At 52.8% G+C, this 24,663-nt stretch carries 18 protein-coding genes; 5 read left to right on the forward strand and 13 right to left on the reverse strand.

Annotated elements, in window-relative coordinates:
• Positions 1-16: 16 nt before the first annotated feature.
• On the reverse strand, positions 17-688 hold the full coding sequence (locus tag BM200_RS05060) for an ABC transporter permease subunit (RefSeq protein ID WP_091182033.1): 672 nt from the start codon (positions 686-688) through the stop codon (positions 17-19).
• Positions 689-706: 18 nt separating this feature from the next.
• Entirely contained in the window at positions 707-1,585 is an 879-nt protein-coding gene (locus tag BM200_RS05065; protein WP_091182035.1) for an amino acid ABC transporter substrate-binding protein, read from the reverse strand.
• Positions 1,586-1,784: 199 nt separating this feature from the next.
• Here BM200_RS05065 and BM200_RS05070 point away from each other — a divergent pair, with 199 nt between their 5' ends.
• Together BM200_RS05070 and BM200_RS30725 are read left to right on the forward strand one after the other, a co-directional pair.
• The gene (locus BM200_RS05070) at positions 1,785-2,180 is read left to right on the forward strand and encodes a MerR family transcriptional regulator (protein ID WP_091182037.1); all 396 of its coding nucleotides are present in this window, start codon (positions 1,785-1,787) and stop codon (positions 2,178-2,180) included.
• Positions 2,177-2,947, forward strand: coding sequence for a carboxymuconolactone decarboxylase family protein (locus BM200_RS30725; protein ID WP_091182040.1), 771 nt, complete (start codon positions 2,177-2,179; stop codon positions 2,945-2,947). Before BM200_RS05070 ends, BM200_RS30725 begins: the two co-directional genes overlap by 4 nt.
• Before the next feature lie 271 nt (positions 2,948-3,218).
• Here BM200_RS30725 and BM200_RS05080 read toward each other — a convergent pair whose 3' ends face one another.
• The 8 genes from BM200_RS05080 to BM200_RS05115 form a co-directional block, all read right to left on the reverse strand.
• Entirely contained in the window at positions 3,219-5,216 is a 1,998-nt protein-coding gene (locus BM200_RS05080; RefSeq protein WP_091182042.1) for a YjhG/YagF family D-xylonate dehydratase, read from the reverse strand.
• 22 nt (positions 5,217-5,238) lie between these two features.
• Positions 5,239-6,699, reverse strand: a complete 1,461-nt coding sequence (gucD, locus tag BM200_RS05085) for an alpha-ketoglutaric semialdehyde dehydrogenase GucD (RefSeq protein ID WP_091182044.1) — start codon at positions 6,697-6,699, stop codon at positions 5,239-5,241.
• A gap of 16 nt (positions 6,700-6,715) precedes the next feature.
• Positions 6,716-7,624, reverse strand: a complete 909-nt coding sequence (locus tag BM200_RS05090) for a fumarylacetoacetate hydrolase family protein (protein WP_091182046.1) — start codon at positions 7,622-7,624, stop codon at positions 6,716-6,718.
• Between the two features lie 98 nt (positions 7,625-7,722).
• Positions 7,723-8,478, reverse strand: a complete 756-nt coding sequence (locus tag BM200_RS05095) for an IclR family transcriptional regulator (RefSeq protein ID WP_091182049.1) — start codon at positions 8,476-8,478, stop codon at positions 7,723-7,725.
• Between the two features lie 219 nt (positions 8,479-8,697).
• Positions 8,698-9,366 carry a DNA alkylation repair protein gene (locus BM200_RS05100; protein ID WP_091182051.1) on the reverse strand — a complete coding sequence of 223 codons (669 nt, stop codon included), beginning with the start codon at positions 9,364-9,366 and terminating at the stop codon, positions 8,698-8,700.
• A gap of 536 nt (positions 9,367-9,902) precedes the next feature.
• Positions 9,903-10,769, reverse strand: coding sequence for an aldo/keto reductase (locus tag BM200_RS05105; RefSeq protein WP_217649552.1), 867 nt, complete (start codon positions 10,767-10,769; stop codon positions 9,903-9,905).
• A 298-nt stretch (positions 10,770-11,067) separates the two neighbouring features.
• Positions 11,068-12,141, reverse strand: a complete 1,074-nt coding sequence (locus BM200_RS05110) for a Gfo/Idh/MocA family protein (protein ID WP_091182054.1) — start codon at positions 12,139-12,141, stop codon at positions 11,068-11,070.
• Positions 12,141-13,142, reverse strand: a complete 1,002-nt coding sequence (locus tag BM200_RS05115; protein WP_091182056.1) for a Gfo/Idh/MocA family protein — start codon at positions 13,140-13,142, stop codon at positions 12,141-12,143. Before BM200_RS05115 ends, BM200_RS05110 begins: the two co-directional genes overlap by 1 nt.
• A 931-nt stretch (positions 13,143-14,073) precedes the next feature.
• On the opposite strand from BM200_RS05115, the gene BM200_RS05120 reads away from it, so the two are divergent.
• Together BM200_RS05120 and BM200_RS05125 are read left to right on the forward strand one after the other, a co-directional pair.
• Complete coding sequence (locus tag BM200_RS05120; RefSeq protein WP_091182058.1) at positions 14,074-14,895, forward strand: DUF2935 domain-containing protein; 822 nt, start codon at positions 14,074-14,076, stop codon at positions 14,893-14,895.
• Between the two features lie 429 nt (positions 14,896-15,324).
• Positions 15,325-16,845 carry a glycosyltransferase family 4 protein gene (locus BM200_RS05125; protein WP_091182061.1) on the forward strand — a complete coding sequence of 507 codons (1,521 nt, stop codon included), beginning with the start codon at positions 15,325-15,327 and terminating at the stop codon, positions 16,843-16,845.
• 203 nt (positions 16,846-17,048) lie between these two features.
• Here the strand turns inward: BM200_RS05125 and BM200_RS05130 are convergent, their stop codons facing one another.
• Positions 17,049-20,126, reverse strand: coding sequence for a DEAD/DEAH box helicase (locus BM200_RS05130; protein WP_091182063.1), 3,078 nt, complete (start codon positions 20,124-20,126; stop codon positions 17,049-17,051).
• Positions 20,123-21,841 carry an SWIM zinc finger family protein gene (locus BM200_RS05135; RefSeq protein ID WP_091182065.1) on the reverse strand — a complete coding sequence of 573 codons (1,719 nt, stop codon included), beginning with the start codon at positions 21,839-21,841 and terminating at the stop codon, positions 20,123-20,125. The genes BM200_RS05130 and BM200_RS05135 overlap by 4 nt, the downstream gene beginning before the upstream one ends.
• A gap of 574 nt (positions 21,842-22,415) precedes the next feature.
• Between BM200_RS05135 and BM200_RS05140 the strand changes: the two genes are divergently transcribed.
• Entirely contained in the window at positions 22,416-23,003 is a 588-nt protein-coding gene (locus BM200_RS05140) for a complement C1q domain-containing protein (protein ID WP_091182068.1), read from the forward strand.
• Between the two features lie 248 nt (positions 23,004-23,251).
• Here BM200_RS05140 and BM200_RS05145 read toward each other — a convergent pair whose 3' ends face one another.
• Positions 23,252-24,646 (reverse strand): ABC transporter substrate-binding protein, encoded by a 1,395-nt coding sequence (locus tag BM200_RS05145; RefSeq protein WP_091182071.1) that lies wholly within the window; start codon positions 24,644-24,646, stop codon positions 23,252-23,254.
• Positions 24,647-24,663: the final 17 nt, after the last annotated feature.

Below are 24,663 nucleotides of genomic sequence, written 5' to 3' on the forward strand. Positions count from 1 at the left end.
AATGAACCATATCCAGTTAAGCTGTAAAATAACGATTAAAATACATTTCCAGTTGCCGCTGTAACAATGCCAGCACCGTGCAGAAAATCAAATAGATCAACGCGACCTCGCAGTAGATCAATAGCGGCTCATAGACAGCTGCCGTGATTTGCTGCCCTTTTTGAAATAGTTCAGTAACCGTCACCGTTGCTGCAAGCGACGTATCCTTTACCAGCGATATGAACGAATTGGACAGTGGCGGAACCGAGACACGCGCCGCTTGGGGCAAAATTATACGGCGTAGCGCCTGCAATCTCGTTTCCCCAAGCGAGAACGCCGCTTCCCACTGTCCTTTTGGAATGGATACAATTGCCGCTCGTATGATCTCCGATCCGTAGGCACCGACACTAAGCGTAAAGCCAATGACCGCAGCCGGGAACGCGTTAATTAGTATGCCAAGGCTAGGAAGCCCATAGAAAATAATGAACAATTGGACCAAAAGCGGAGTTCCGCGTATAATCCAGACGTAGAACCTGGCTACTAAAACCAGTGGATAAAAATCCGACAGCCCCGCGAGTGCCGTTAATAGCGCTAGTACAAGCCCCAGCACGAATGAAATCAACGTGAGAGGTACAGTAAATGCGATTCCTGCTTGCAGCAAGGGCAGGAATGAATCGGTGAAAATATCCAGGTTTGTTTGTTGATCCATAATGCCCAGCCCACCCTTTTATTTCGAAACGTCCTCGCCGAAATAGGTTTTGGAAATTTCCAAGTACCTGCCGTCCGCCTTCATATCTTTAATTGCATTATTTACGGCGTCTACGAGCTCTTTGTTTCCTTTTCGGAAGAGCATGCCGCTTTGCGACACTTGGTCCGTCTCCGCAACCACCTTTATTGGCACATCAGGACGTGCTTTTTTCAAGTCTAGATATGACAATTTGTCATTGATCGTCGCATCTATTCGTCCAGAAGTGAGCAAATCGATAGCCTGATTGAACCCATCTACTGCAACGAGCTGCGCTCCGTTCGCTTTTGCGATATCTCCAAGATCGCTGGTAAGGGACTGTCCGGATTTCTTCCCTTTGAGGTCTGCCAGACTCTTAATGTTAGTATTGTTCTGCTTCACGATCAGAACCGCTTTGGAAAGGATATACGGTTCGGAGAAATCGTACTTTGCCTTACGGTCGTCTCGGATGGTGACTTCGTTTGCCACCATATCGAAGCGCTTGGCGTCCAATCCGGCGAGCATACCATCCCATTTCGTTTCTACGAACTTAGCTTTAACCCCAATCCGTTTGGCGATTTCCTCAGCGACTTCTACATCGAAACCCGTCAACTTGCCGCTTTTGTCATGGAAAGTAAACGGTGCATATGTTCCCTCTGTGCCGATCGTGATTTCTCCGTTTGATTTAATCACCTTCAGTGAATTATCGGACGCCGCATTTCCGCCATTAGTCGTGTTTCCCGTATCGTCTGCCCCGTTGTTCCCATTATTAGTGCTGGTATTCGCTCCATTATCGTTGTTTTTATTGCCGCATGCAGATCCACCAAGCAGAATTACCGCGGACAGCACCATTAAGCAAATGCTTTGTTGCCAAGTCTTCATAGACAGTCCTCCTTTTATTTGAGGATAGTATTCCAGACTTTCCCTTTGGTTATCCCACTTAGCTTCTCCCATCCAAATAAAAAACCGCCCCTTGCAGAACTGTTTTCACACAACTTTGAAAATGGAGAAAAAGTGACTTTGCATCGTTTTATCGTGCCTCTATTGACTTAGAGCGCGCTCTAAGATGTAAACTTACTTTATGGAAATATATTTAAGCATTCAAGCCATTTCTGACCTTACTGACATCACCGTACACACCTTGCGTTACTATGAGAAAAATGGTCTGATTCATGCGATAGCTAGGGGTTCGAACGGTCACCGCCAATATTCTGCAAACGATCTAGCATGGATTCGTTTTTTGGTAAGGCTTCGAATGACAGGAATGACCATTCGGCAAATGCAACAGATCGCTGACTTGAGAAGACAAGGTTCCGCTACAACCAAAGAAAGGAGAATTCTGCTGGAAACCCACAAGAAAAAGTTAATGGAACAGATCGAGAAACTTCAAGAACATGATGAAGTCATCAATGAAAAAATAGAGATTTACCGTCAATGGGAATTAGAAAACCAACAACTGGAGGTAGCTGAGCAATGAACTCATCATATGAAAACGGAAAAAAACTGTTTCAAGAAACTGATGAAGCAGGTATTCAGGGAGTCATTAATGGTTTAAGTGACGTATCCCCACACATCAGTAGATACATTATTGAATTTTTCGGGCAACTTTTCAGTAATCCCGTACTAAACTATCAACAAAGAGAAATGATCGTGATCTCTGTGTTAATTTCATTAGGCGATACTCCAAATCAACTCAAATGGCACATGAACTTCGGCTTAAAAGTTGGGATCACGCCGAACGAAATTATAGAAATTGCTACCCATTGCATTCCGTTTTGCGGCTTTCCTCGTGCTTTAAATGCGATTGGTGTTGCAAAACAACTTTTTGCTGAAGAAAATATCGAAGTAAACATCGAGGACGAGCTTCTACAAAATATAGGAGAACGGCGAGAACGAGGCTTGGCAAAACTTCAGGAAATCGATGGCAAACATGGCGAAGAGGTTGTAGATTCACTTGCCGCTATTGCTCCTCTGTTAGCTGAACAAATCATCGAATTTTCGTTTGGTGAAATCTACAGTCGCCCAGGATTGAATCCTAGACAACGTCAACTCGTCACTTTAGGAGCCTTAACTGCTCAAGGTGGGTGCGAGCCGCAGTTGCATGTTCATCTCAATGCCGCAATTCGTGTAGGTCTAACGAGACAAGAAGCGATTGAGGCACTACTACAATGCTCCCCTTACACGGGATTCCCTAAAGTGTTGAACGCTATAAAAGTCGCGAAAGAGATCTTCTTACCTCATTAAATGAGATTATGTTCTTGCCATTCGACATAAATAATAATAAGGTAAGTTCCCGCGGGAACTTACCTTATTTGGAATGAAAATAATCACTACACATTTATAGGGAATGACATTATGCGTGATTCTCCTCATTCCCTATTTGAAGGTTATCCTCCAACAGACGACATACCCGGCCCGGGATACCGCTTCATTGTGCGAACCCTTCGGGGTGCATCACCCATCTCGGCAGCTTCCGTTGTGGTAGCCGACTACGAAACCAAAGTCGTGTATGGCGTCAATTTGCATTCGGCGCCGACTTATTCCCGGAAAGCGCATCCATGCCGGCAGAGAGGACTTCCAGGATCCGGTCTACATCATATACGCAGCCCTTCCAGGTGCCTCCGCTCACAGCCTGAAGTGCAGCCCACAGCCGGGTATCGTCCGGCAGCGCAGGATCTTCAGCCAATTCGGGATGCTGAGGTCTGGACTCCAAGATCAGGGTTCCTACCTGCTCGGTCTCCGGCGTGTCGCCACATCCGACCATATGGATGGTGCCGTCCAGCCGGCGCGTATCGATCTGGATGTCGATCCAGTCTCCGGTGCGCAGCCGGCCTACTGGTCCTCCGGCCAGCGCTTCCGGTCCGATATGACCGATGCAGGCCCCGGTGGATACGCCCGAGAACCTCGCATCGGTCAGCAGGGATACCTGCTTGCCGTAAGGCAGATGCTTCAGCGCGGATGTTAGCTGGTAAGTTTCTTCCATGCCCGTACCGGACGGTCCGCGGCCGATCAGCACGAGCACGTCGCCCGCTGCGATCCCGCCCGTCTTGATGGCGCGTATGGCCGAACGCTCGGTTGTGAATACTTTGGCTCGACCGACATGTCGGAAAATGCCGTTCCCGTCGATGACGGCCGGGTCAATAGCCGTTGATTTGATGACCGCCCCTTCCGGCGCCAGATTGCCGGTCGGGAACGTCACCGTTGAGGTCAGTCCTGCCTCTTTGGCTTGCTCCGGGCTGTAGATGACACTGTCCGGATCGATCCCGTCCTGCTCCAGCAGATAGCTGCGCATCCGACGGCGGCGCTCCGAGCCTTCCCACCAATCGAGCACCTCGCCCAGTGTTGATCCCGTCACGGTGAGTACCCGATCGTCAATGACGCCGAGCCGCCTAAGATGCAGCATGACTTCCGGAACGCCGCCCGCCAGAAACACGCGGACGGTCGGATGAGGTATCGGCCCGTTCGGCAACACGCTGACAAGCCGCGGAACGCTGCGGTTGATTGCGGTCCAGTCACCTGCGTCCGGAATCGACAGGCCAGCGGCGTGCGCGATCGCAGGGATATGGAGCAGCAGGTTCGTGGATCCGCCGAATGCGGCGTGGACCGCCATCGCATTCCGGATAGCGGCATCGGTCAGTACATGGGCTGACGTGATGCCCTGCTCCGCCATGGCCGCCGCGGCGCGTGCGGATTGGCGCGCCATCTCTTCCCAGACGGGTTGGCCGGAAGGAGCGAGCGCCGCGTGGGGCACCGTCAAGCCCAGCGCCTCGGCCACTACCTGCGCCGTTCCCGCGGTTCCGAGGAATTGGCAGCCGCCGCCTGGTGTAGCGCATGCGCGGCAGCCGAGGTCCGCCGCTTCCTCCAGGCTGAGTTCTCCATGGGCATACCGGGCGCCGATCGTCTGGATCTTGCCCGCATCCTCCCCCGATGTCGGTGGCAGCGTTACGCCGCCGGGTACGATGACAACAGGGAGATCGCGCATGCCGGCCAGAGCCTGCATCATGGCCGGCAGTCCCTTGTCGCAGGTCGCCACCCCGATGACGGCGGAACGGGTAGGCAGCGAGCGTACCAGCCTCCGAACCACGATCGCCGCATCGTTACGGTAAGGCAGCGAGTCAAACATCCCCGGCGTTCCTTGGCTGCGCCCGTCGCACGGATCGCTGACATAGCCTGCAAACGGGATGTGGCCTGCACGGGTAAGCTCGTCAGCGGCTGCTTTCATGAGCATCCCAATTTCCCAATGCCCGGTATGATAACCCAGCGCCGCGGGACTGCCATCCTCGTTACGGATGCCGCCCATCGTCCCCATGATCAGCACCTGCTTCCCGCCGAGCCGGTTTGGGCTCCAGCCCATGCCAACATTTTGCGTCAGCCCGAAGAGATCACCGCTTGGCGCATGAAGCAATAGGTCGGGCGTCAGCGGGAGCTTGCCCGCCGGCCCAGGCGCATGTGTCTTCACGGAGAAGAAGGCCCCTTCATCCCCGCCCATTACGGTTCGTATCTGCTCTTTCATCCGAATTGCCCCTCTCGAAGGCCTATGGCTTAATGAATACGGTCTTGATGGAGGTGAAGAATTCAATTGCAGCCTGCCCCTGCTCGCGCGAATGCGAGCTGGACTGCTTCATCCCGCCGAACGGAGCCTGGAGCTCCACGCCCGCCGTCTCGGCATTGACCCGGACCAGACCGGCTTCCATATCATGAACGAACGTGAGTATACTTCCGATATTGCGTGTATAGATCGAAGCGCTGAGGCCGAACTCGGTATCGTTGGCAACACGAATCGCTTCGTCCAGGCTGTCCACCCGGATAAGCGACAGCACGGGACCAAAGATCTCGTCCTGTGCAATGGCCATATCCGGCTTCACTTCGTCGAACACGGCAGGCGTCACATAGAAGCCGTCCGCCAGCTCCGGCTCGCTCGGCCGTTCGCCGCCGACCAGAAGCTTCGCCCCTTCCTCTTTACCCTTGCCGATATAGGACATGACCGTTTCGAACTGGCTCTCGTTAGCACATGGGCCGAGCCAGGTGCCTTCTTGGAGTCCGTCGCCGACCCTAAGCTCCGCTACTTTGGCCACCAACTTCTCCTTGAAAGCATCATAAACGTCGCTTACGACGATGACGCGGCTGGTCGCCGTGCACTTCTGGCCGGTGGAGCGCAGCCCGCCGCTGACCGTGGCTTCCGCGGCAAGCTCCAGGTCGGCATCCGCCGCCACGATGACCGGGTTCTTCCCGCCCATCTCCAGCTGGTATTTCGCCCCACGCGCGAGTGCAGCCTGCCCGACCCGCTTGCCGACCTCGTTGGAGCCGGTGAACGTCACGCCTTGAACGCCGTTGTGCGACGCAATGCCGCTGCCAACAACGCTTCCGCTTCCCACAATCATGTTCACCGCGCCTGCCGGGAACCCTGCATCATGGAAGCATTGCATAACAAGAGACGCTGTGACGGATGTTTCGGTAGCCGGCTTCCAGATGACCGTGTTGCCGTATATCAGCGCGGGAGCCATTTTCCAAACGGGAATGGCAACCGGGAAGTTCCAGGGCGAGATGACACCAACGACGCCAAGGGGCACGCGTGTCGTGAACATGAGCGCCTCCGCATCGGTCGAAGGGATGACGTCCCCAATCTTACGCATGCCTTCGCCGGCATAATAGCGCAGAATCGCCGCGCCGCGCACCGTCTCGCCCTTGGCTTCCGGCAGCGTCTTTCCCATCTCCCGGGTCATCATTCTTCCGATCTCCTCCTGCCTGGCCTCGAGCAGGTCCGCCGCCTTGAACAGCAGGGCTCCCCGCTGCGCGCCTGTCAGCTTCCGCCAGGAAGCCCGGGCCGCTTCGGCGGCGGCTACGGCATTCTCCAGATCGGCCGCATTCGAGTCGGGCACCTGGCCGACCACTTCCCGCTTCTTCGCCGGATTGATGCTCGGTATCCGCTTGTCGGACAGCGGGGCCGTCCATGCTCCGTCAATATAATTGTCAATTGTTCTGGTTTGTTCACTCATGAACACTCGCCCTTTCCTAATTGGTCTGATAAAACTGCTGCGTCAGCTCATGCTTATAGACAGCCGTATTGGCCAGGATGCCGATGCCTTCGATTTCGATCTCAATCCGGTCGCCTGAATCGAGGGTAAACTGATTAGGCGGTACCAGGCAGGTGCCGGTAAGCAGAACCGTTCCGTCATAGAGCTCGTTATCCCGCTTCAGGAACGATACCAACTCCTCCAGTCTGCGCTTCAGCATGCCCGTATTTGCCTGCTCGTTGACCAGCTTCTCACCGTTGCGGTAAATCCGGCATATGATCTGCAGCGCATAGGGATCCGCGACCGTTTCGGCCAGACGAACGGCCGGCCCAATCGAGCAGGAACGGCTCCATACCTTGGCCTGCGGCAGGTACAGTGGATTCTCGCCCTCAATGTCCCGGCAGCTCATGTCGTTGCCGGCCGTATAACCGATGATGGTCCCTTCGCGATCAAGCACGAGACCCAGCTCGGCTTCAGGGACCTGCCAATTCGAATCGCTGCGGAGACATACCGGTTGTCCTGGCCCAACGGTGCGTGCAAGGGTCGATTTCAAGAACAGCTCCGGCCGCTCCGCGTCATACACCTTGTCGTAGAACGTAGTGGCGTCCAACTTCCCCCCCGTTGCCTCATAATTCCGCGCTTCCTTGCTTCGCAAATAAGTGACGCCGGCGGCCCATACTTCCGGCGCGTCGACGGGCGTCAGCAGTTCGAGTTCTTCGAGCGAGAAGGCAACAGGCGCCTTCCCAACAATCAGGCCGGATACATGCTCGGAAGGAGACAGTCCTTTGGCTCGCGCCTCGGCCACCACTTCCAATAGGTCCGACGCTTCCAGTCGATAGACGACCCCTTCCTCCGTCAAAGCGCCTAATCGCGATAACGATGCTTCCCGGTAACGAACGATACGCATACGTTCAACTCCTTCATAGTTTTATATTATAAAACTAGGTTCTCATATTTGAGTAGTAATTCGTACATGCCAAACGGCATGTACGTGAGAACTCGGTCTTACAATCGGCCAAGTCCTTTGGAAATGCTATCCGCCGTCCGTACGACCAGCGCGGCAAGCGCGGCGAACTCCTCATCATTTACGGTGGATACCATCGTGGAGATGCTAACGGCGGCGGATACTTGACCGTTGTGGTCGTACACCGGCGCGGCCGTGCATCGCACCCCCGGTTCATTCTCCTCGCGATCGTATCCAACTCCCTCTGTCCGAACGCGCTCAAGCTCGGCGCGGAAATCGGCTTCGTTCGTAATCGTATGCGGTGTCTGGACGTTGTAGTGATACGATGCAAGGATCCGGTTCAGTTCCGGTACAGGCAAATTAGCGGCTAATACTTTGCCGACCGCACTGCTGTGCAGCGGGACGCGTTTGCCGATTCGGGAATAACGGATGGCAGCTTTCGCACCTTCCACCTTGTCGATATACACGCCTTCCGAGCCGTCCTGGACGACCAGATGCGCAGTTTGCCCCGTCTCCTGCGACAGCTCCTGCAGATGGGGGCGTGCAATCTCCCGGATGTCGAAGCCCTGTAGCAGCAGCTGTCCCTTCTCGAGCAGCCGCATGCCCAGCCGGTATTTGCCCGACTCGGCGTCCTGCTCGATATACCGGTGCAGTTGAAGCGTCTTGAGCAGCGAATGAACGGTACTCTTGTGAAGCTGCATTTGTGCGCTGATCTCGGTGATTTTCAGCTCTCTGTTCCGCTCGTCGAACAGGTCCAGAATGGACAGCGCCCGATCGAGCGACTGGATGATCGGCATGAGTTGGTCTTCCTTCAAGTTTGATATTATAGAACTCTATTCTATAATATCAATTTTACCCCTTTTTTCTTCGTGCTGTCTACTACTTTGTTTACCGATTCTCTCCAGAATAAATTCATAAGATTTATTGATAAGTGCTTATTATAAAGGAAATAGCCCAGGCAGCGCTGCCTGGGCTATTTTATTCGGCTTGAACCGCCGCTTGATCTATAAAGGTAACTAATTATTTTGTCGTTTGTTAACTTCAATCGTAATGAACTCCGGTAAATAGCTGGGAGTACATCCTTTTGCTACTATTTCATCTTTGTAAAGCCCCGTTTTCTCACCAAGTTTAATACAACGTGCACGATTCTTTTCATCATAAACGCCTATCCAGCCTACGGTGAAATTCATAGCCCATTGAACTTCCGGTTCTTCCTGCGTAATATTAGTTTCTAATGTAGCTAGTAAGTCTGCGGTGTTATCAGGCGGTGTTTGTCCAGTCCATCTCAATCGCGCTTGATAATACCAGAAAGCTCGCCTTTGAAGAGCAGAAGGGCTGTTTTCCCATGACTCCATCAATGCAATTGTCTTCTTGTCTTTAGTGAACTGATTAGCCATTAACCAATCCATTAAGTTATTTCGCTCGTCAAAAGGGTGAGTCTGCATATCCATATCAAGCTTATTTATCACTTCTTGTGAAAGAAGTTTTTTATCCATAATTAAGATTGCTAATAGTCTGGGCAAAAATTCTTCGGTTGACCAAAGTTCCATAGCTAGTTCGTGATCTTTTTTAATGTCATTTGCGATTTTTCGTAAGTCGCCTAACTTAGTTTTACTATTGATCTGTGTTAGAATGTTTTCTGCTTTTGAAGATCGTTTTATTTCTGTACCTTTATTTTCATTCATATTATACCACTCCTTTATTAAAGCACTGTTTCATAATATGTCCTTGATGGGATATATCAAGAACTTAATTTCGTTATAAGTCTTTTGCAGTGGTGTGCCTCCAAAGTTTACCTTTTAATATTGTAACATTATTAAAGCTTTCTCCACCTACAATAAAAGATACCATCTTTAATATACTTCCTTTTAATTGAATACGAAATCCCACAGCCGGTCACACCAGTGTTCATACATTAAGGCTTCTCTTCGCAATTTGCTTGGCGGGATCCTTCCTGGATCCAGTGCAATAATCAGAGAACCCTGATTCGCACCTTGGTACCTGCACTCAACTTGCTCTTCTTCTACCGGAATGCTTGTCAGAAGGCCTCAAAATTTTGCATGAATTTGCTCTCTTTAAACGGTTCACCAGAGAAAAAACCATCACCAGGCTTGGTGATGGTTTTTATATTAGCAGATTTATACCTACCGACCGACAAGTATGAAGAGAATGACTTCCCATCAGACGACATTCTAACGCCGGTCGATTGCCGAATTGGCAATTATGCCGTTATTTGAGCAGCGATGCCGTTCAATTCGGCTACGTCTTCGTCAGATAGTTTCAAGTTGGATGCACCGGCGCAGTTAACGATGTTCACCGCTTTGCTGGCGCCGGGAATCGGCAGAATGACTGGAGACAATTGAAGCAGCCATGCAATCGCGATCTGTTGCGGCGACGCTTCATAACTCCTGGCGATCCGTGAAAGCTTCTCGTTGCTGCCGATGCCGTGAGCGTTACCCATGCCGTTTAGAGGGCTGTACGGTAGGAAGGCAATACCGAGCTCTTCACAGCGATTCAGCACTGCCATGGACGAATGGTCAAACAAATTCATACGATTCTGAACAGACGCGACCGTTACAATTTCGCGGGCTTCTTCCAGCTGAGCAACGGAAACGTTCGACAGCCCCACGTGAACGATCTTCCCTTCCCGCTGCAATTCCGCGACTGTTCCCACGGATTCCGCAAATGGAACCTTGGGATCCGGACGGTGGAATTGATAGAGCGTGATTGCTTCCACGCCGAGCGCACGCAAACTGTCCTCGCACGCTTGACGCAAGTGTTCAGGACGGCCATCGGTTTCCCAGCGTCCATCCGGACGAATGTGGCCGCCTTTTGTTGCGATGACCACTTCGGGACGATTATGTAATGCTTTGGCCAGCAATCGTTCGTTATGTCCGTTTTCGGTTGAATTCAAGCAGTACGAATCGGCCGTATCGAACAGGGTAATGCCTTGCTCCAATGCGGCATGCACCGTTCTGATGCCGTCTTCCTCTGTAGGGCGTCCATTAACGGACAACGGCATTCCGCCCATTCCGATTTCCCCCACGATTATTCCCGTCGAACCTAGCTTACGTTGTTGCATTGTCATGGTACAACCTCCTTAGAGATAGGTATGAAGCTTCCAAGAGTAGTGATGAAATATTCAGTTTTAATATACCAGTTCAGCTTTTTCACCAGTAGTACTGAAAAAAAGTTCATCTAGTTACGTTGATGTAAGTAAAGCTAGGATTGCGCGTAAAATTACCGATGATCGTTAATTTTAAGGAATGGTAGTCTTTCGGGCAAAGCAAAGCAACTTCGTTGTAAAGAGGATCTTGTCGTCCTACAGCCGTCCTGGCGAAAGAAAGGGAGGCGGTCTCCCGTCCTCCCCTTCCAGATCCGTCCGATTAGTCGAAGTAGACCGGTTTCCCGGTTTCGGCGGAGATATAGACCGCCTCCAGAATCGCCGAAACAACCATCGCCTCTTCAGGCTTCACGAGCGGCTCCGTATCGTTCACGATGCAGTCGATCCACTGCTTGGCTTCGTACTCGAAATCCGTTAGATTCTCGCCTTTGAAGCGTTCCCTTGCCTTCGGATCCACGTCGATGACGTTCAGGAACAGGCTGCCGTCCCGCTCGCCGTTGATTCGCAGGCCGCCGTTGAAGTCCGCTCCGCCTTTCGTGCCGCACAAGTACGAACCTTCCGTCTTGGCGACATTGAGTGCCCAGCTGGTTTCGATCGAAACGACGGCTCCGTTTTTGAATTTCACATAGCCGAAAGCCGAATCCTCCACTTCGAATTCCTTCGGATTCCAGGAACCCCACTCGTTTGCCGCGTTCTCCGTATACTTTAATTTGTGGAAGACGCTGCCCACGACGCTTTCCGGCTCGTAATTGTTCATCAGCCAGAGGATGAGATCCAGAGAGTGGGTGCCGATATCGATCATCGGACCTCCGCCCTGCTTCTCCTTATCCAGAAACACGCCCCATGTGGGGACGCCCCTCCGTCTGGTAGCGACCGCTTTGGCATAATAGATATCGCCAAGCTCATCGTTCTCGATCATTTTCTTCAGCAATTGGGACTGCGCCTTGCTCCGGTTTTGGTAGCCTACCGTCAGCTTCTTCCCGGTCCGGACATGAGCGTCATACATGGCTTTTGCTTCGGCCCCGGTCTTTGCCATCGGCTTCTCACACATGACATGCTTCCCGGCCTCCAGTGCCGCAATCGAAATCTCAGCATGCGAGATATTCGGCGTCAGAACATGAATGACTTCGATTTCTTCCATGGCGAGCAGTTGTTTGTAATCCGTGAATACTCGGGCGCCTGGCGCACCGTACTTCTCGGAGGCTTCGCGCGCGCGTTCCTCGATCAGATCGCAGAATGCAACCACCTCTGCCTGTTCTACTTTGGCCAGGCTCGGCAGATGCTTACCGTTCGCGATCATGCCGCATCCGATGATACCTATCTTGACTGTACGCATTACTTACATCCTCCCGGCTGCTTGAATTCGACCGTTCTTCGCTCGCGATGCGCAATATAGGCCGTTTCTAGCAGCTCCGTTAGCTTAGTGCCATCCTCCAGCCCGAAGGGCATCGGCACGTCGTTCAGGACGCCGTTCACCCATTGAGTCAACGGCAGCGGCTGCGCTTCGGGCAGCCGGTAAGGAGAAATCCAGCCCTGTAGCGGAGAATCGGCATTCTTGGATGCGACTTGCACGCTGTCTCCGGAGACGATGAGCGTTCCTTCCGTTCCGTACAGCTCGAACGCCGAAGGCGTCCGGTAAGTGACCAGACTGGTTTCCAGCAGCGCGACCGCATTGTTCGCGAACTCGATCGAGCATTGCGCGTTGTCTTCGACTGCCCTGCCCGTGAAATGGCTGAACATCGATGTGATGCGTTTCGGCTGGCCGAGCAGCCAGCTGGCCAGGTACATCGGGTGGCATCCGAGATCCATCATGGCGCCTCCGCCCGCTAGTTTCTCTTCGTACCAATAGTCGGGCAGCCAATTGCGGAGCGCGCCGTCATGGCCGTTTCGAATGCGCAGTAGTGTGATTTCGCCGAGTTGGCCCTCGTCCAGAAGCTGCTTGGCGAACAGATGATGCGGTCTTGTCCGGGCGGGGAACGAAATACAGAACTTGACGCCCGCCTGCCGGACGGCCGCCGAGATAAGATCGCATTCCGCGACTGTAAGCGCCATCGCTTTCTCAGTGAAAATATGCTTGCCCGCGTTCGCTGCGGCGATCATCACATCGGCGTGCATGCTCGTCGGAGCGTCGACGACAACGGCGTCCACGTCTTCCCTGCGGAGCAGCGCATCAAGGTCGGATTCGAACCCGGCTCCAAGCTCTTTCGCCCAGGCGCTTCCCCGTTCGTTGTTCTCATCCCATACGGCCGTAATGTTAGCGTTCTCAAGCGATTGCAGGTGTTTGGCGTACCCGTCGGCATGAACATGCCACTTGCTGAGCATGGCGACATTTAACATTCGAGAATCCCTCCAAGTCCATATTATAAAAAGGCGGCTCGCTGGTTATTCGACTTTAGGTGCATGCGTCTTGCAAAGGTTAGTCATGCAAGCAGTCATAGTGGAAGTGGTCAATTAATGGGAGCAGTCAGGTCAATGAGGGCAATTAGACAGTGAGTTATCAATCAGCGGCAGGGCTGTTAATCGTCTTAGAAGACATAGGCCGGATCTCCGGCATTGAATTGGCGGACGGCCGTCCGAGGTCGGTGAAGTGTACCCAAGGCTGACTGTATATAATGCATGGTATAACGGTCGTAATCGCCATCATGCGGTTAGGTGCAGTGCTTTCAAACATGAACGATCAAGCTCGGTGAATGCCCCGGGCTCGGAAATGGCACTAAGTCCTTGGTATTGTTCAGCAGTCATGCGACAACCTTCCGACTTCATGAAACGGATGATAGATAATAGGCATCAACGCCGACCAGACTGTTCGGGTCTCGGAAACAAATGAGTCTGAGTCAGCGCGGACTTGAAAGGCAGCACCTCTCTTTGTGCAGCAGTCATCACCCCCAACGCGTCACGTGCAAATAGAATATATCATATATATTAAATGTGAAACAATATGACATAAGGACAGAAAAACAATGAGATTGCGACGAAAAAGAGAATCCTGCGAATTCATTGACCAATAAGCTGTAGCTGTCGTTAACTGACTGTTTATCTTAATAAATCGTGCATTAGCGGAGAACTCGGAGTTGTATAGAAGTTCTTGTCGTCCGACACTTATTCAATAACATTTAAGAATAATTCGGAATGCATGGATATTTGCTCATCATCGCTTATTTTTTGTGGATCATCTTCTATAGCAAATTTCTCATATGCTTATGTTATTGGACAATACAGACCTAACATAAGTTTCATAAGGTGGCGAAAATATGGGAGGTGATTACGATTGAATGAATTTGTAACACGTTCATTAGATGAAGTTCGATTCTGGTCCAGAATTATGAAAGAACATTCCCTTTTCTTAAAGCTTGGTTTTCGATGTGAAGACACCCAACTCATTCAAGAAGCTAACGGGTTTTATTCCATATTTGAACAGATTGAAGCGAAATCTCACCAATATAACGTTAACACCGATCCCCAAAAAATCAGGGAATTCAATGTAGAAGTATATAATGCAGCTGTTCATATATGGGTTTTTAAACGTAAGGTACTTGGGTTAATAATAAACTGCAAACTACCTGGAGGAAACAACTTCCCTCTTTTAGTAGACCACACCAGTAGAGAGGCGAATTATTTTCGAAATCGTCTCACTGAACTAAATAACGGTCAGTTGGAACCGCTGCATGATGCTATTATCGATGAGAACGTGTTCTTCTTAAAAATCATGGCTGACCATGCCAAATTCATAGGGCATTTACTTGACCCTTCCGAAAGGAAATTAGTCGATCAAGCACGGGAATTTAGCAATGACTTTGATAACCTGCTTTGGCAAGCTCAGGATTTAAGCTCAATGAGACCACAGTCACAAAGCCAACCCCTATTGAGTCAATTTTTAGATCAAAATCGGGTCTCTGTTGTCAGTCTCCGTGATTTTAAAAAGACTGCACGGGATCTTATAGAGGCTTGTCGCATTAAGAGTATCATTCACCCTTTGCTTGCTGATCATGTTTATAGAGAAGCAGAGCGATTCTTAGAAATCATCGATATGTTCGAAAATCATTTGAAAGGAAAAAGGCCTTCAGATTTTGATTACAATTCGTTGCATTGAACTAAAAAACAGAAAAGCAACTAAATAGCTCTTACCCGAAATGGTAGTACATTATGCTTGAGTTTTGCTTTAGCTGAACAAATAGCCGCTAGGCTCAAATACCCAGCGGCTATTTATTCAGCTATATATGCCTAAACATAAAAATAAAAAAGCTGCAGTTCATTGCGACCTCTGTTATACAGTGTCCTTGCCTGCCGTCCCGCCGTCCGAAAAAATTTTGAGGGCAGAGAGAATACATCTACGTCGGATTCCAATTGTGCAATCCTACTTCACAAATCCTCCAACTTTATCAATGGATCCCAACATTCGATAACAATACAAGGTTAACCCCGGCTTGTAGCAAAACTGCTGCATCGCCTTCGACTAATTCAGCAGCCGTACATATGATAACCCAGCAGCTTGCTGTATAGCTTCTACCGGAGGTGTGCTATGAAGAGGAAACGGAAAATCCGTTCGGCCACCGTTAAACGGAGCCGACCTTCGTCTACCACTAAAGCGGCAAAGAAAGCCCGGCGAGGCGCCGTCCGTCCGGAATATCCGAAACGCAGATTCCGAAACGCGAAGACAACGGCGCGTTTAAGGTATCGCTCCGGAGGAAAACGGTCCGCACGCCGAAGACAGAAGTCCGTTGCATCGCCGTCTGTAGCTCTTCATGTACCCGCTCTGCAGCTGCTCGAAGCCCAACCTTTCGAGGCTCAGCCCCCCAATGATCGCCAGCAGTCGGGTGAAGGGCTATCCATCCTTTATATCGTTCATAGCTTTTACCCGGAGTCCTATACCGGAACCGAAAAATTCGTTCTAAATATGGCTAGAAGTATGCAGCAACGCGGCCATCGCGTAAAAGTAGTCACTTACAGCGGTCAACTTCCGGAGCAGGCTGTTCCCACGAATGAAATTGCGAGCATAGAATACGTCTATGATGGTGTACCGGTACTCGCCTACCGGAGCCAAGCTGCTGATCCGGCTCAATCGGCATCGCTTGTCGAAGAGCCCACACTTTCGATGTGGGCGGAAGTCATCTTGACCCAGGAACAGCCGAATTTGATTCACGTCGCACATACCATGCGCGGCATAGGGTTCGTCCAGGCCGCCCTAAGGTTGGGAATACCGTATGTCATGACGTTAACGGACTATTGGTCTGTATGCCCACGAACGACTTTAGTTCGGGTCGACAAACAGCTCTGTTCCGGGCCGGAAGGCGGGCTGGCCTGTATGGCCCATTGCCAGCTTCCGCACGCAAGCGAACGCCTTCTCACGCTCGCCCCCCTGCTTCAAGGCGCGCAGCGCATCTTTTCGCCGTCCGCTTTTTTGGCTTCCTACACGCAGCAAGTGCTGCCCTCGCTTCGGATCGAAGTTCTCCCCCACGGGATGCGGCGGGAAACACTCATCCCGAACGCTAAAACATATCGGTCCGGCGCCACACTGACGTTTGTCTACGGTGGATCGCTGAATGAGCATAAAGGCGTTCATATCCTACTTCAAGCGATGTCCTTGGTACCTTCCCGCCGACTAAGGCTGCATCTCTATGGTTCTGGTAAGCCGGAATACGCGAAAGAGCTGCAGCGGATAGCGTCCGGAGACCGACGCATTTCATTTCGAGGCACGTACGCTGAGGCAGATCTCCCGCGCATTTACCAAGAGGCTGATATATCCGTTGTCCCTTCGATCTGGTTCGAGAATTATCCACTCGCCCTTCACGAAGCGCTGGCATCCCATGTGCCTGTAATCGCCTCTAACGTAGGCGGAATGTCCGAGAAAATCGTCGATGGACTCAACGGCTATACCTTCCGCGTGGGCGATGCCCGTCATTTGGCGGAGCGTTTTCGCATGTTGCTTCATAAGCCGGAGCTGATCAATACACTGAAGAGCAATATCCGGGAAATGCCTTTGCCATCGGCGGATGACGAGTTGGCCGCGTACGAGTCGGTTTATTATCAGCATGCACGGTAAGGTAAGCCTGTAATGTTGTTTCGTCGTATCGAGAAGCTTCACGGAAGATTTCCCAAGCCGTCTTGCCAATGAATAGCCCGATTACGATTCATAATTAAGATTAATGTTGATTGCTGGCTCGCCGCCGAGTCCGGAAGTTCCCGCTGCACGGTAAGCCAACAGTGCACGGGCGGCACGGGCGGGCTCGCTTTCCTGCTCCGTCGCTATTCCGACCAGTCGCGCCGCAGCATGAACAGATCGCGCAGCGCATCCGTCGACAGCTCCGTAATCCAGCCTTCCGAGCTCGTGATGACGTCGTCGCTCAGCTGTTGCTTGCTCTCGAGCATCTCGTCGATTCGCTCCTCCAGCGTGCCGAGTGAGATGAACTTGTGCACCTGCACGTCGCGCGTCTGCCCCATCCGGTAGGCACGGTCCGTCGCCTGGTTCTCCACGGCAGGGTTCCACCAGCGGTCGAAATGGAATACGTGGTTTGCGGCGGTCAGGTTGAGCCCGACGCCGCCGGCCTTAATCGACAGAATGAGCACGTTCGGCTGCTCTGCGGCCGGCAGCTCCCTGGACTGGAACTGCTCAATCATCCGGTCGCGCGCCGTCTTTGATGATCCGCCGTGCAGGTACAGGACGGGCTCGCCAAGCTCCCTGCCCAGCACCCGCTGCAGCATTTCCCCCATGCCGATGTACTGCGTGAAGATCAGACACCGCTCGCCCTCATCGCGTAATTCCTTCACCAGGTCGAGCAGCCGTTCGAGCTTGGCGGAGCGTCCGATGAGCATCGCCAATTCTGCGGCTTCCTCCCGCTCGTCCTCCGGTGCCGGCACGACTTCCTTCGTGAACAGCACGGGGTGATCGCACAGCTGCTTCAAACGCGTCAGCGCTGAGAGGATCGCGCCTTTGCGCTGAATACCTTCCAACTTCTTGACCTCGTCCATCAATTCCTTAACCGTCTGTTCGTAAAGGGCGCTCTGCTCGCCGGTAAGATGGATATACGTCTTCATCTCGTTCTTCTCCGGCAGGTCCAGCATAATATTCGGATCCTTCTTCTTGCGCCGGAGCATGAACGGCTTCACGAGCCGCTGCAGCTCTCGCGTACGCTTCTCGTCGCGTTCGCGCTCGATCGCCTGACCAAACCTCTCGGCGAAGGCGCGAGCGGTACCGAGATAGCCTGGATTAGTAAAATCGTAGATTGACCACAGTTCCGCGAGCCGGTTCTCAATCGGCGTGCCAGTCAGCGCGATGCGGTGCCGCGCGGGGATTCTCTTGACCGCCATGGCCTGCTTCGTGCCGGCGTTCTTGATGTTTTGCGCCTCGTCGAGGCAGATCGCGGACCATGTATAGCTGCCGAGCAATTCCTGATCCAGCGTCGACGTCGCGTACGAGGTCAGCACGAGATCGGCCTTCGCCGCTTCCTCGTAGAACGCGTCGCCACCTAGCCGCTTGCTGCCGTAATGGAGCAGGACGCGCAGCGACGGCGCGAAGCGGTGCATCTCCTTTTGCCAATTGCCAAGCACCGAGGTCGGACAAATCAGCAGGGCAGGACGACGTCCTCTATTTGCGGCGGCTTCATCCGCGACATACAGCAAGTAAGTGATAAACTGAATCGTCTTGCCAAGCCCCATATCGTCGGCAAGGACAGCGCCTAGCCCCAATCGGCGCAGAAACGCAAGCCAGGAGAAACCGGCTTGCTGGTAGCTGCGCAACTCCGCGCGCAGCGCCGCAGGCACGGGGACCGACGGCCAGTCCGTCTGCTGCGTCAACTGCGCGATGACGTTCGTCAGATGCTCGTTCAGCTCAAGGTCCATGTCCAGCTCGCCTTCGTTATTACCAACCTCCTCGCTGCCACTTTCGCCTTCTTTGCCCATAGTTTCCGGCATGAAGAAACCGCGGTTACGGCGCAGATGCAGTTGCAGGACATCCTGGAAGGACAGGCCCTGCCGGGGATCGACGCCCGCCATTGCCTTGCGGATCTGCGCGAGCAAGGCGGGATCGAGCGGCACCCATTGGCCGCGAAAATGCACGAGCCGCTCACCGCGGGCGACCAGCTCCCGAAACTCCGTCTCATTGAGGTCTATATCGCCAATGGACACACGCCAGTCGAATTCGATAAGCGCGTCGAGGCCGAAGAAGGAACGGCTGCTGCCTGCGCGCTCCACTTCTCCTTCGCCGGGACGCACCTTCGCGCGCAGGCTCGGCTTCTTGCGGCTCACCTCCTCCCACCAGGCCGGAAGCAGCACCTGCCAGCCTGCCTCCAGGAGTCGTTGGCTATCCGCAGTCAGGAACCGCCACGCTTCTTCACCTGACAGCGGCGCGTTCAGCACGTTGGAGGGGCTGCCGGCCAGTCGGTCAGCCGACAGGCTCGCACGCAAGTACGCTAGCCAAGCCGCGGAGCGCTCGTGCACGTGTGGCGTCCACCCGAAAGGCCACGTCCCGAAAGCTTCTCCATCCGCGGTCAGCCGAATCGGTACGAGATTCGCCGGTTCGATCTTGTCTTGCAGCAGGAGCGCAAGGTGCCAGCTGTTGGTATCAACATCCTCCGGCTCCAGAAGCTGCAGGATCGGCCGGAACGGCAGCGTGTCTGCCTTCCAGCCGGAGGCGACAAGCCAGCCGCGCTCGTCGAGGCCCGCGACCGCTGCGGTGCGGTCGCGGGCGAACAGCAACGGGAAGTCGCGGCGCAGGTCGCCGGCGGCTTCCTCCCTGCCGTAATGCCGTTGAAATACCGCCGCAGAGAAGGCGGCGCCGAGGCCAGCTAGGAAGGCGGTGTCTGCTGCTTCACTGCCCTGGGCTTCCTCGTCCCAATCTCCCTCACCGTCCGGTCCTCCGTCTTCCCGTCCGACAAACCGGCTGCCGGCCGCGAGGGAGCGCAGCGTTCGGCGCGACTTCGCGTCGAGCTCCGCCGCGTCCCATGTCCACCGCAGCTTGCCGGCCTTGTAAGCCTCGAAACTCGGGATGAATTTTCGCTCCGCGACGCTGCGCTCTAGCGCTGGCGCAAGCTCGGCCAGCCGCGCGGCGTCGCCTTCGAGCCGCCAGGTCACGTGCATCGGCAGCAATTCGGGGTTCGCGAAGAACGGCACGACCATCTCCGCCGGCAGCACGACGAGCTCCAGTTCGTCCCGCAGCTTCTCGATCTCGAGCTCCGTGCCATAGAAAGACGGCTCGTGCTGCGCGAACAGACGCTGCTTGACAAGCAACCCCGGCGCGTACCCGGACGCGTCCGCACCGAAGATTAGTGCGTCACCCTGTTCGGTCAGGTTTGCTTGAATCGTAAGCGTATCGACGTATGCGTTCATGACAGCAGTCCTCCTTTGCGCAGTTCTTCCTGCAGCGCCCGCAGGCGGCTGTTCCGGTTCGCAAACGCGACGATGAACAGCTCCCACCGCTCGCTTTTCTTCAGCCGCGCGTACAGCTTGGCGAGCCGTTTCAGCAGCTTTGCCGCCGCCTTGTAGCCGTCGCGGTTTTTCTGCAGCACGTAACGTTCCACCGCTTGATGGTAGAAGGGCAATAGCAGCTCCGGAGCCTCCTTCTCGACCGGTTTCAGCGCGGTCACGCGGAACGACAGCGGGTCCTGGCCCATGCACATCTGCAGGTCGATCCACCGGTCCCACCTGCCGTGCGCCGCCAGCGCGTCCTCGTAGATGGTTCGCGAGAACGGCAGCATCTCCTGGAGCGTGCGCCACATCGCTGGCTCTGCCTCCGGTAGCTGTGCCACGACCACGGCCCAATAGTCGCCATAGGGTGCAAGGTCGTCACCGCGGAAGCCGACGAGCAGTGGTCCGGTCTCGGCGAGCCAGTCGCGCAGCCGCGCCCATTGCTCCGCGCGCTTGAGGACGCCGAGCAGAGGCGCGAGATGCTCCGGCTTCAGCATCAGCTTGATTCCGTCCCGGGCGAGCATCGCCCGCGCTTCCGCGTCGCGCGCTAGGTAAAGCAGAAGCAGGCACTGCGCGAGCGTCCATGGCAACCGCGACAAGGATGAGCCAAGCTCCGCTTCCGCCGTCTGCAGCTGGCGCTGCTCCTCCTCGTAGAGCGCGGCACTTCCGGCCGAGCCTGGGCCGAGCCAGCCCAGCCACAGCGAAGCATATAGTGCCGCGAAGCAGCCGAGTGTCTTATCCTCGGTCAGCATGCGCTCTCGGAGAAAATCCGCCGTCTCCATCAACCGGTCCCAGTATGCGGAGCTGTCGTCCGCCAGCGCGAGCTTGTCCTCGAGCAGGATTCGCGCCTGGCCGCGCAGCCCATCAAGCGCGAGCTGCGTATGGTAGCCCATGAACAGGCCCGATTGGCGCCAGTCCGTTTGGGCTGGCTTGACCATCCGCTCCAGCACGAACAGCAGAGCATGGAGCGTGAATAATTGCTCCAGCGCCCAGGGCAGGATGGGCCGCATCGCCTGAAGGTCGGCGAGCAACTCGCTGGCTTCCTGTGCCGTACGGATATTTAGATTCATCTGTCCGCGGCGTGCCTGGAACCGCTCGTGCCACCTAGCCACGGGGAGATCGGTCAGTTCCTCCTCCGTCAAGGTCGGCCTGACGAGCCGAGGGGCTGCTGGCGCGGCGCCGCGGTTCGCGCCTTCGCCCTCGTTGACAGCCCGGGACGGCGCTTCCGCGGCTGCTCTTTCGGTGCCCGCTCGGGCACCGCCGCGTCCGCCGTCCGGCTTGCCGCTGGCGGCCGCGCTCTTCAAGGCACTGCGCGCGTTGGCGAGCGCCTGGATCGACCGGCCGCACAGCTCCGCGTAGCACATCAGCGTTGCGGCCATGTGCGTACAGGCGCGGTTCGCGGAGCAGACGCATTCGCTTGCCGCGAGGTCGTCCAGATCGACAGCGACATCGTACATCCGGTTATCTTTAACGCGCGCGTCCACATGCACGCCGTCATCACGGAGCGACAACTCCTCGACCCGTCCCTGTTTAAAATATTGAAATCCCCGTATGATCGTCAGTTCGTCGAAGCGCACGGCCACGCCCTCTAGCAGCCGCCGCCACGCACTGTCATCCAGCATGTAGTCCATATCCATATTCCGTTGACTCCCGGTTACGTCGTCGTGTACTCTTAAAACTTTGCTTTCTATGATACCAGTTCTAAAGTCTGCGGAACCCGAACACCTTTAAAATTCGGCCGTACGTGCTCCGGCGGATCGAACGGAACGAGGAGGAGGCGTTTCCCGCGTTCCTGATCGTCGTACTCCATGCCGCTCACGTACTTCATCGCGACGGGCATCGGCTTCAAGGCTGTAAAGAAGTTCTTGTCCTAATACGGCTTTGGATAGAAGTTCTTGTCTTGAGCTGACGTCAAGAATTTCTATCCAAAAATAAAAAGCCGCAGTTTATGCGACTTCCATTGTATAGATGTTCTTGTCGTCCGACAATATGGTTTTTGAATGTTTAGAATATAAGTTTGGATATTGGGCAATTTCCGTTCTAACCCTGGTGTTTTATAAGGTGTTATACACCATATAAATTTTTTGTTTGTTAGTTCACTGTACGGATTATTATCTTTTTTTTGCAGTAACCTTTCTTGTCCAATCACACTGAACGCCAGAAGAATAATCTATCAAAAGGATTGCTAGATTAATAGAGGATGGTGGCAAAATGACCTTAAAGAAACGCACGAAGAAGATTGATCCAAAAAAAAGAGTAAAGGCTTCTATTTCCAACAAACGGGTACTCAAAAGTGAGCCTAAGAAACGAGCAGTACTCAAAATTGCGCATAAAAAAAGATGCCTTAAACGCTCTGTGAAAAAGTTTTGCTCTTGCAAAACCAAAAAATGCGGTTGTAGATCTGCGTTTGCTGCGGCCGCCAGTACAGATCAGCCAATTACTCCAATTGAAATCACCCAAGTTCAATATAGCTTGGAAGAATTCGATACGAATAGGGAGTATAATCCGGCAACGTCGATATTCCGCCCAAAGAAAAGCGGCGTTTATACCTTGTTCGCGAGTGCAACGTTCGTTGCTGATGAGAACGTAACTAACTTTTTTGGTTTATTTATTCGTGTAAATGGCAGGACTAGAATTACTGATACCGAGACTTCACCTATTGGCAGTGGATCTATTGATGCATCCGGTATCGTTCGTTTAAATGCGGGCGATGATGTTCAAGTTTTCTTTGCTACCCTTATCGCAGGCAGTCTTGTTGCCGGAATAGAAACCCGTTTTGAAGGAGCGAGGGTCGGTTAATAGAAGATAAAGTTACCAAAACTAAAAGTATATAACCGTGAAACCTGTTCGAGGTAAATCGGCTATCATAATTTCGTCAACCCATGCTTCTTTTGCTAACAAAACCATCGTTATTATTGACGATGGTTTTTATTGATATTAATTAGCAATTGAAGCACGGCATACCTGAACTCGTTCGTGCGATTATAAGCATTATTGACGTCCGTAGGATATTTAATTTTGCTATATCCAAATATTCTAGAAAAATTTTATTCATTCAAATACGTAGTAACTCGATTCTGTACCAAATGAGCGACGGCATCGGCGGATTTCTGCCCGGTGAAGAATGCTTTAACTTCCTCGGAGACAATTTTTTGAATCGTCGTTTCATATCCTATATTTCTTAAGCTGGCTTCTGAGAGCATGTCCCGGAGAACATCAAGTTTCTCGTCTGTTACTTCGACCACAGCACCTCCGCCTTTAGCGCCAACATCCTTATCAATACCATTTTTCAGTACATCTTCGATTGCGTTTTCATTCACTGATTTGTTCATCGAGAAACCCGCTTGATGAGGATAGGATTGTACCTCCTCCGACAGCAGAAGCTTCATAAACTCCCATGCATCCCTCTTGATCTTCGAATTCGCATTCAAAGCGATCTGATTCGTCGCTAAGAAAGAGACACCTGATTGTTGATCCGCAGCATGCGGCTTCTGATAGACCTTACCGTTCTTATAGTAAGAGGCTAGTCTTACGAGATAATCGCTTGGGGAATTCATTAGCGAATAGGTAAGGAGACTTTTCTTGGATGCTTCACCTCTTAACTCCTTCTCATCATATAACTGCTTCACTTCCGTTAGTAATTTTGTGAAGACTGTAGAGTCAAATGTTAACTTGCCACTCTCCCCATTGATTAATTGGTGATAGTTGTCAGACACGAGGTTGTTGATCATCGCCTCAGGTGGTAAATAGTTCATGGTGTAGGCACTTCCGTTATTGCTTGCCAACTGCTTGCTGATTTCGGCGAACCGGCTCCACGTCCAATCCTTATCGTCAATCGTGACGCCTGCATTCTTAAGCCCGTCTGCATCACCATACAGAGCTTCCAAGCAGAACTCTACAGGCATCATGTATAGGCCGCCGTTCATTTTGGAGCCTGTTATAATGTTCATCTGGTATAGCTTTTGATCGAAACTGGTATCCCTCTGCATCCAATTGTCTATGTTCTCGAACGCACCTTTATTAACGTATTTATCGATTGGCAATTCAACAGTCGTAATCGCGAATAAGTCCGCACCTTTACCAGATAAGACCTCTGTTGTTGTCGATTTTATATACCTCTCGACTTCGGAGGCACTCATCATGCTGCCTGAAGTAAACTCTTCGAATTGAATCGTCGTATTCGGATGAAGCGCTTCGTACTTCTCTTTCGCAAGCTTGTAGAACGGAGTAATGCCAAGTATCGATACAATGATCGTTTTCGGTTTATCGTCTAGAGGCTCCAACCCCTGTGGAGTTGCGTCAGATTCCATATTCGCAGCAGCGCTTGACTCATCGTTTGCGTTTTTTTGCGGGTCACCAGCACTATTAGTGCTATTTCCATTACAAGCAGATAAATAAACCAACATGATACAGCTCAACACCAAGATTAATATATTCTTCATTTCCCGTTCCCTCTTTC

This window comes from Paenibacillus catalpae (assembly GCF_900112695.1).
Classification (GTDB): Bacteria; Bacillota; Bacilli; order Paenibacillales; family Paenibacillaceae; genus Pristimantibacillus; species Pristimantibacillus catalpae.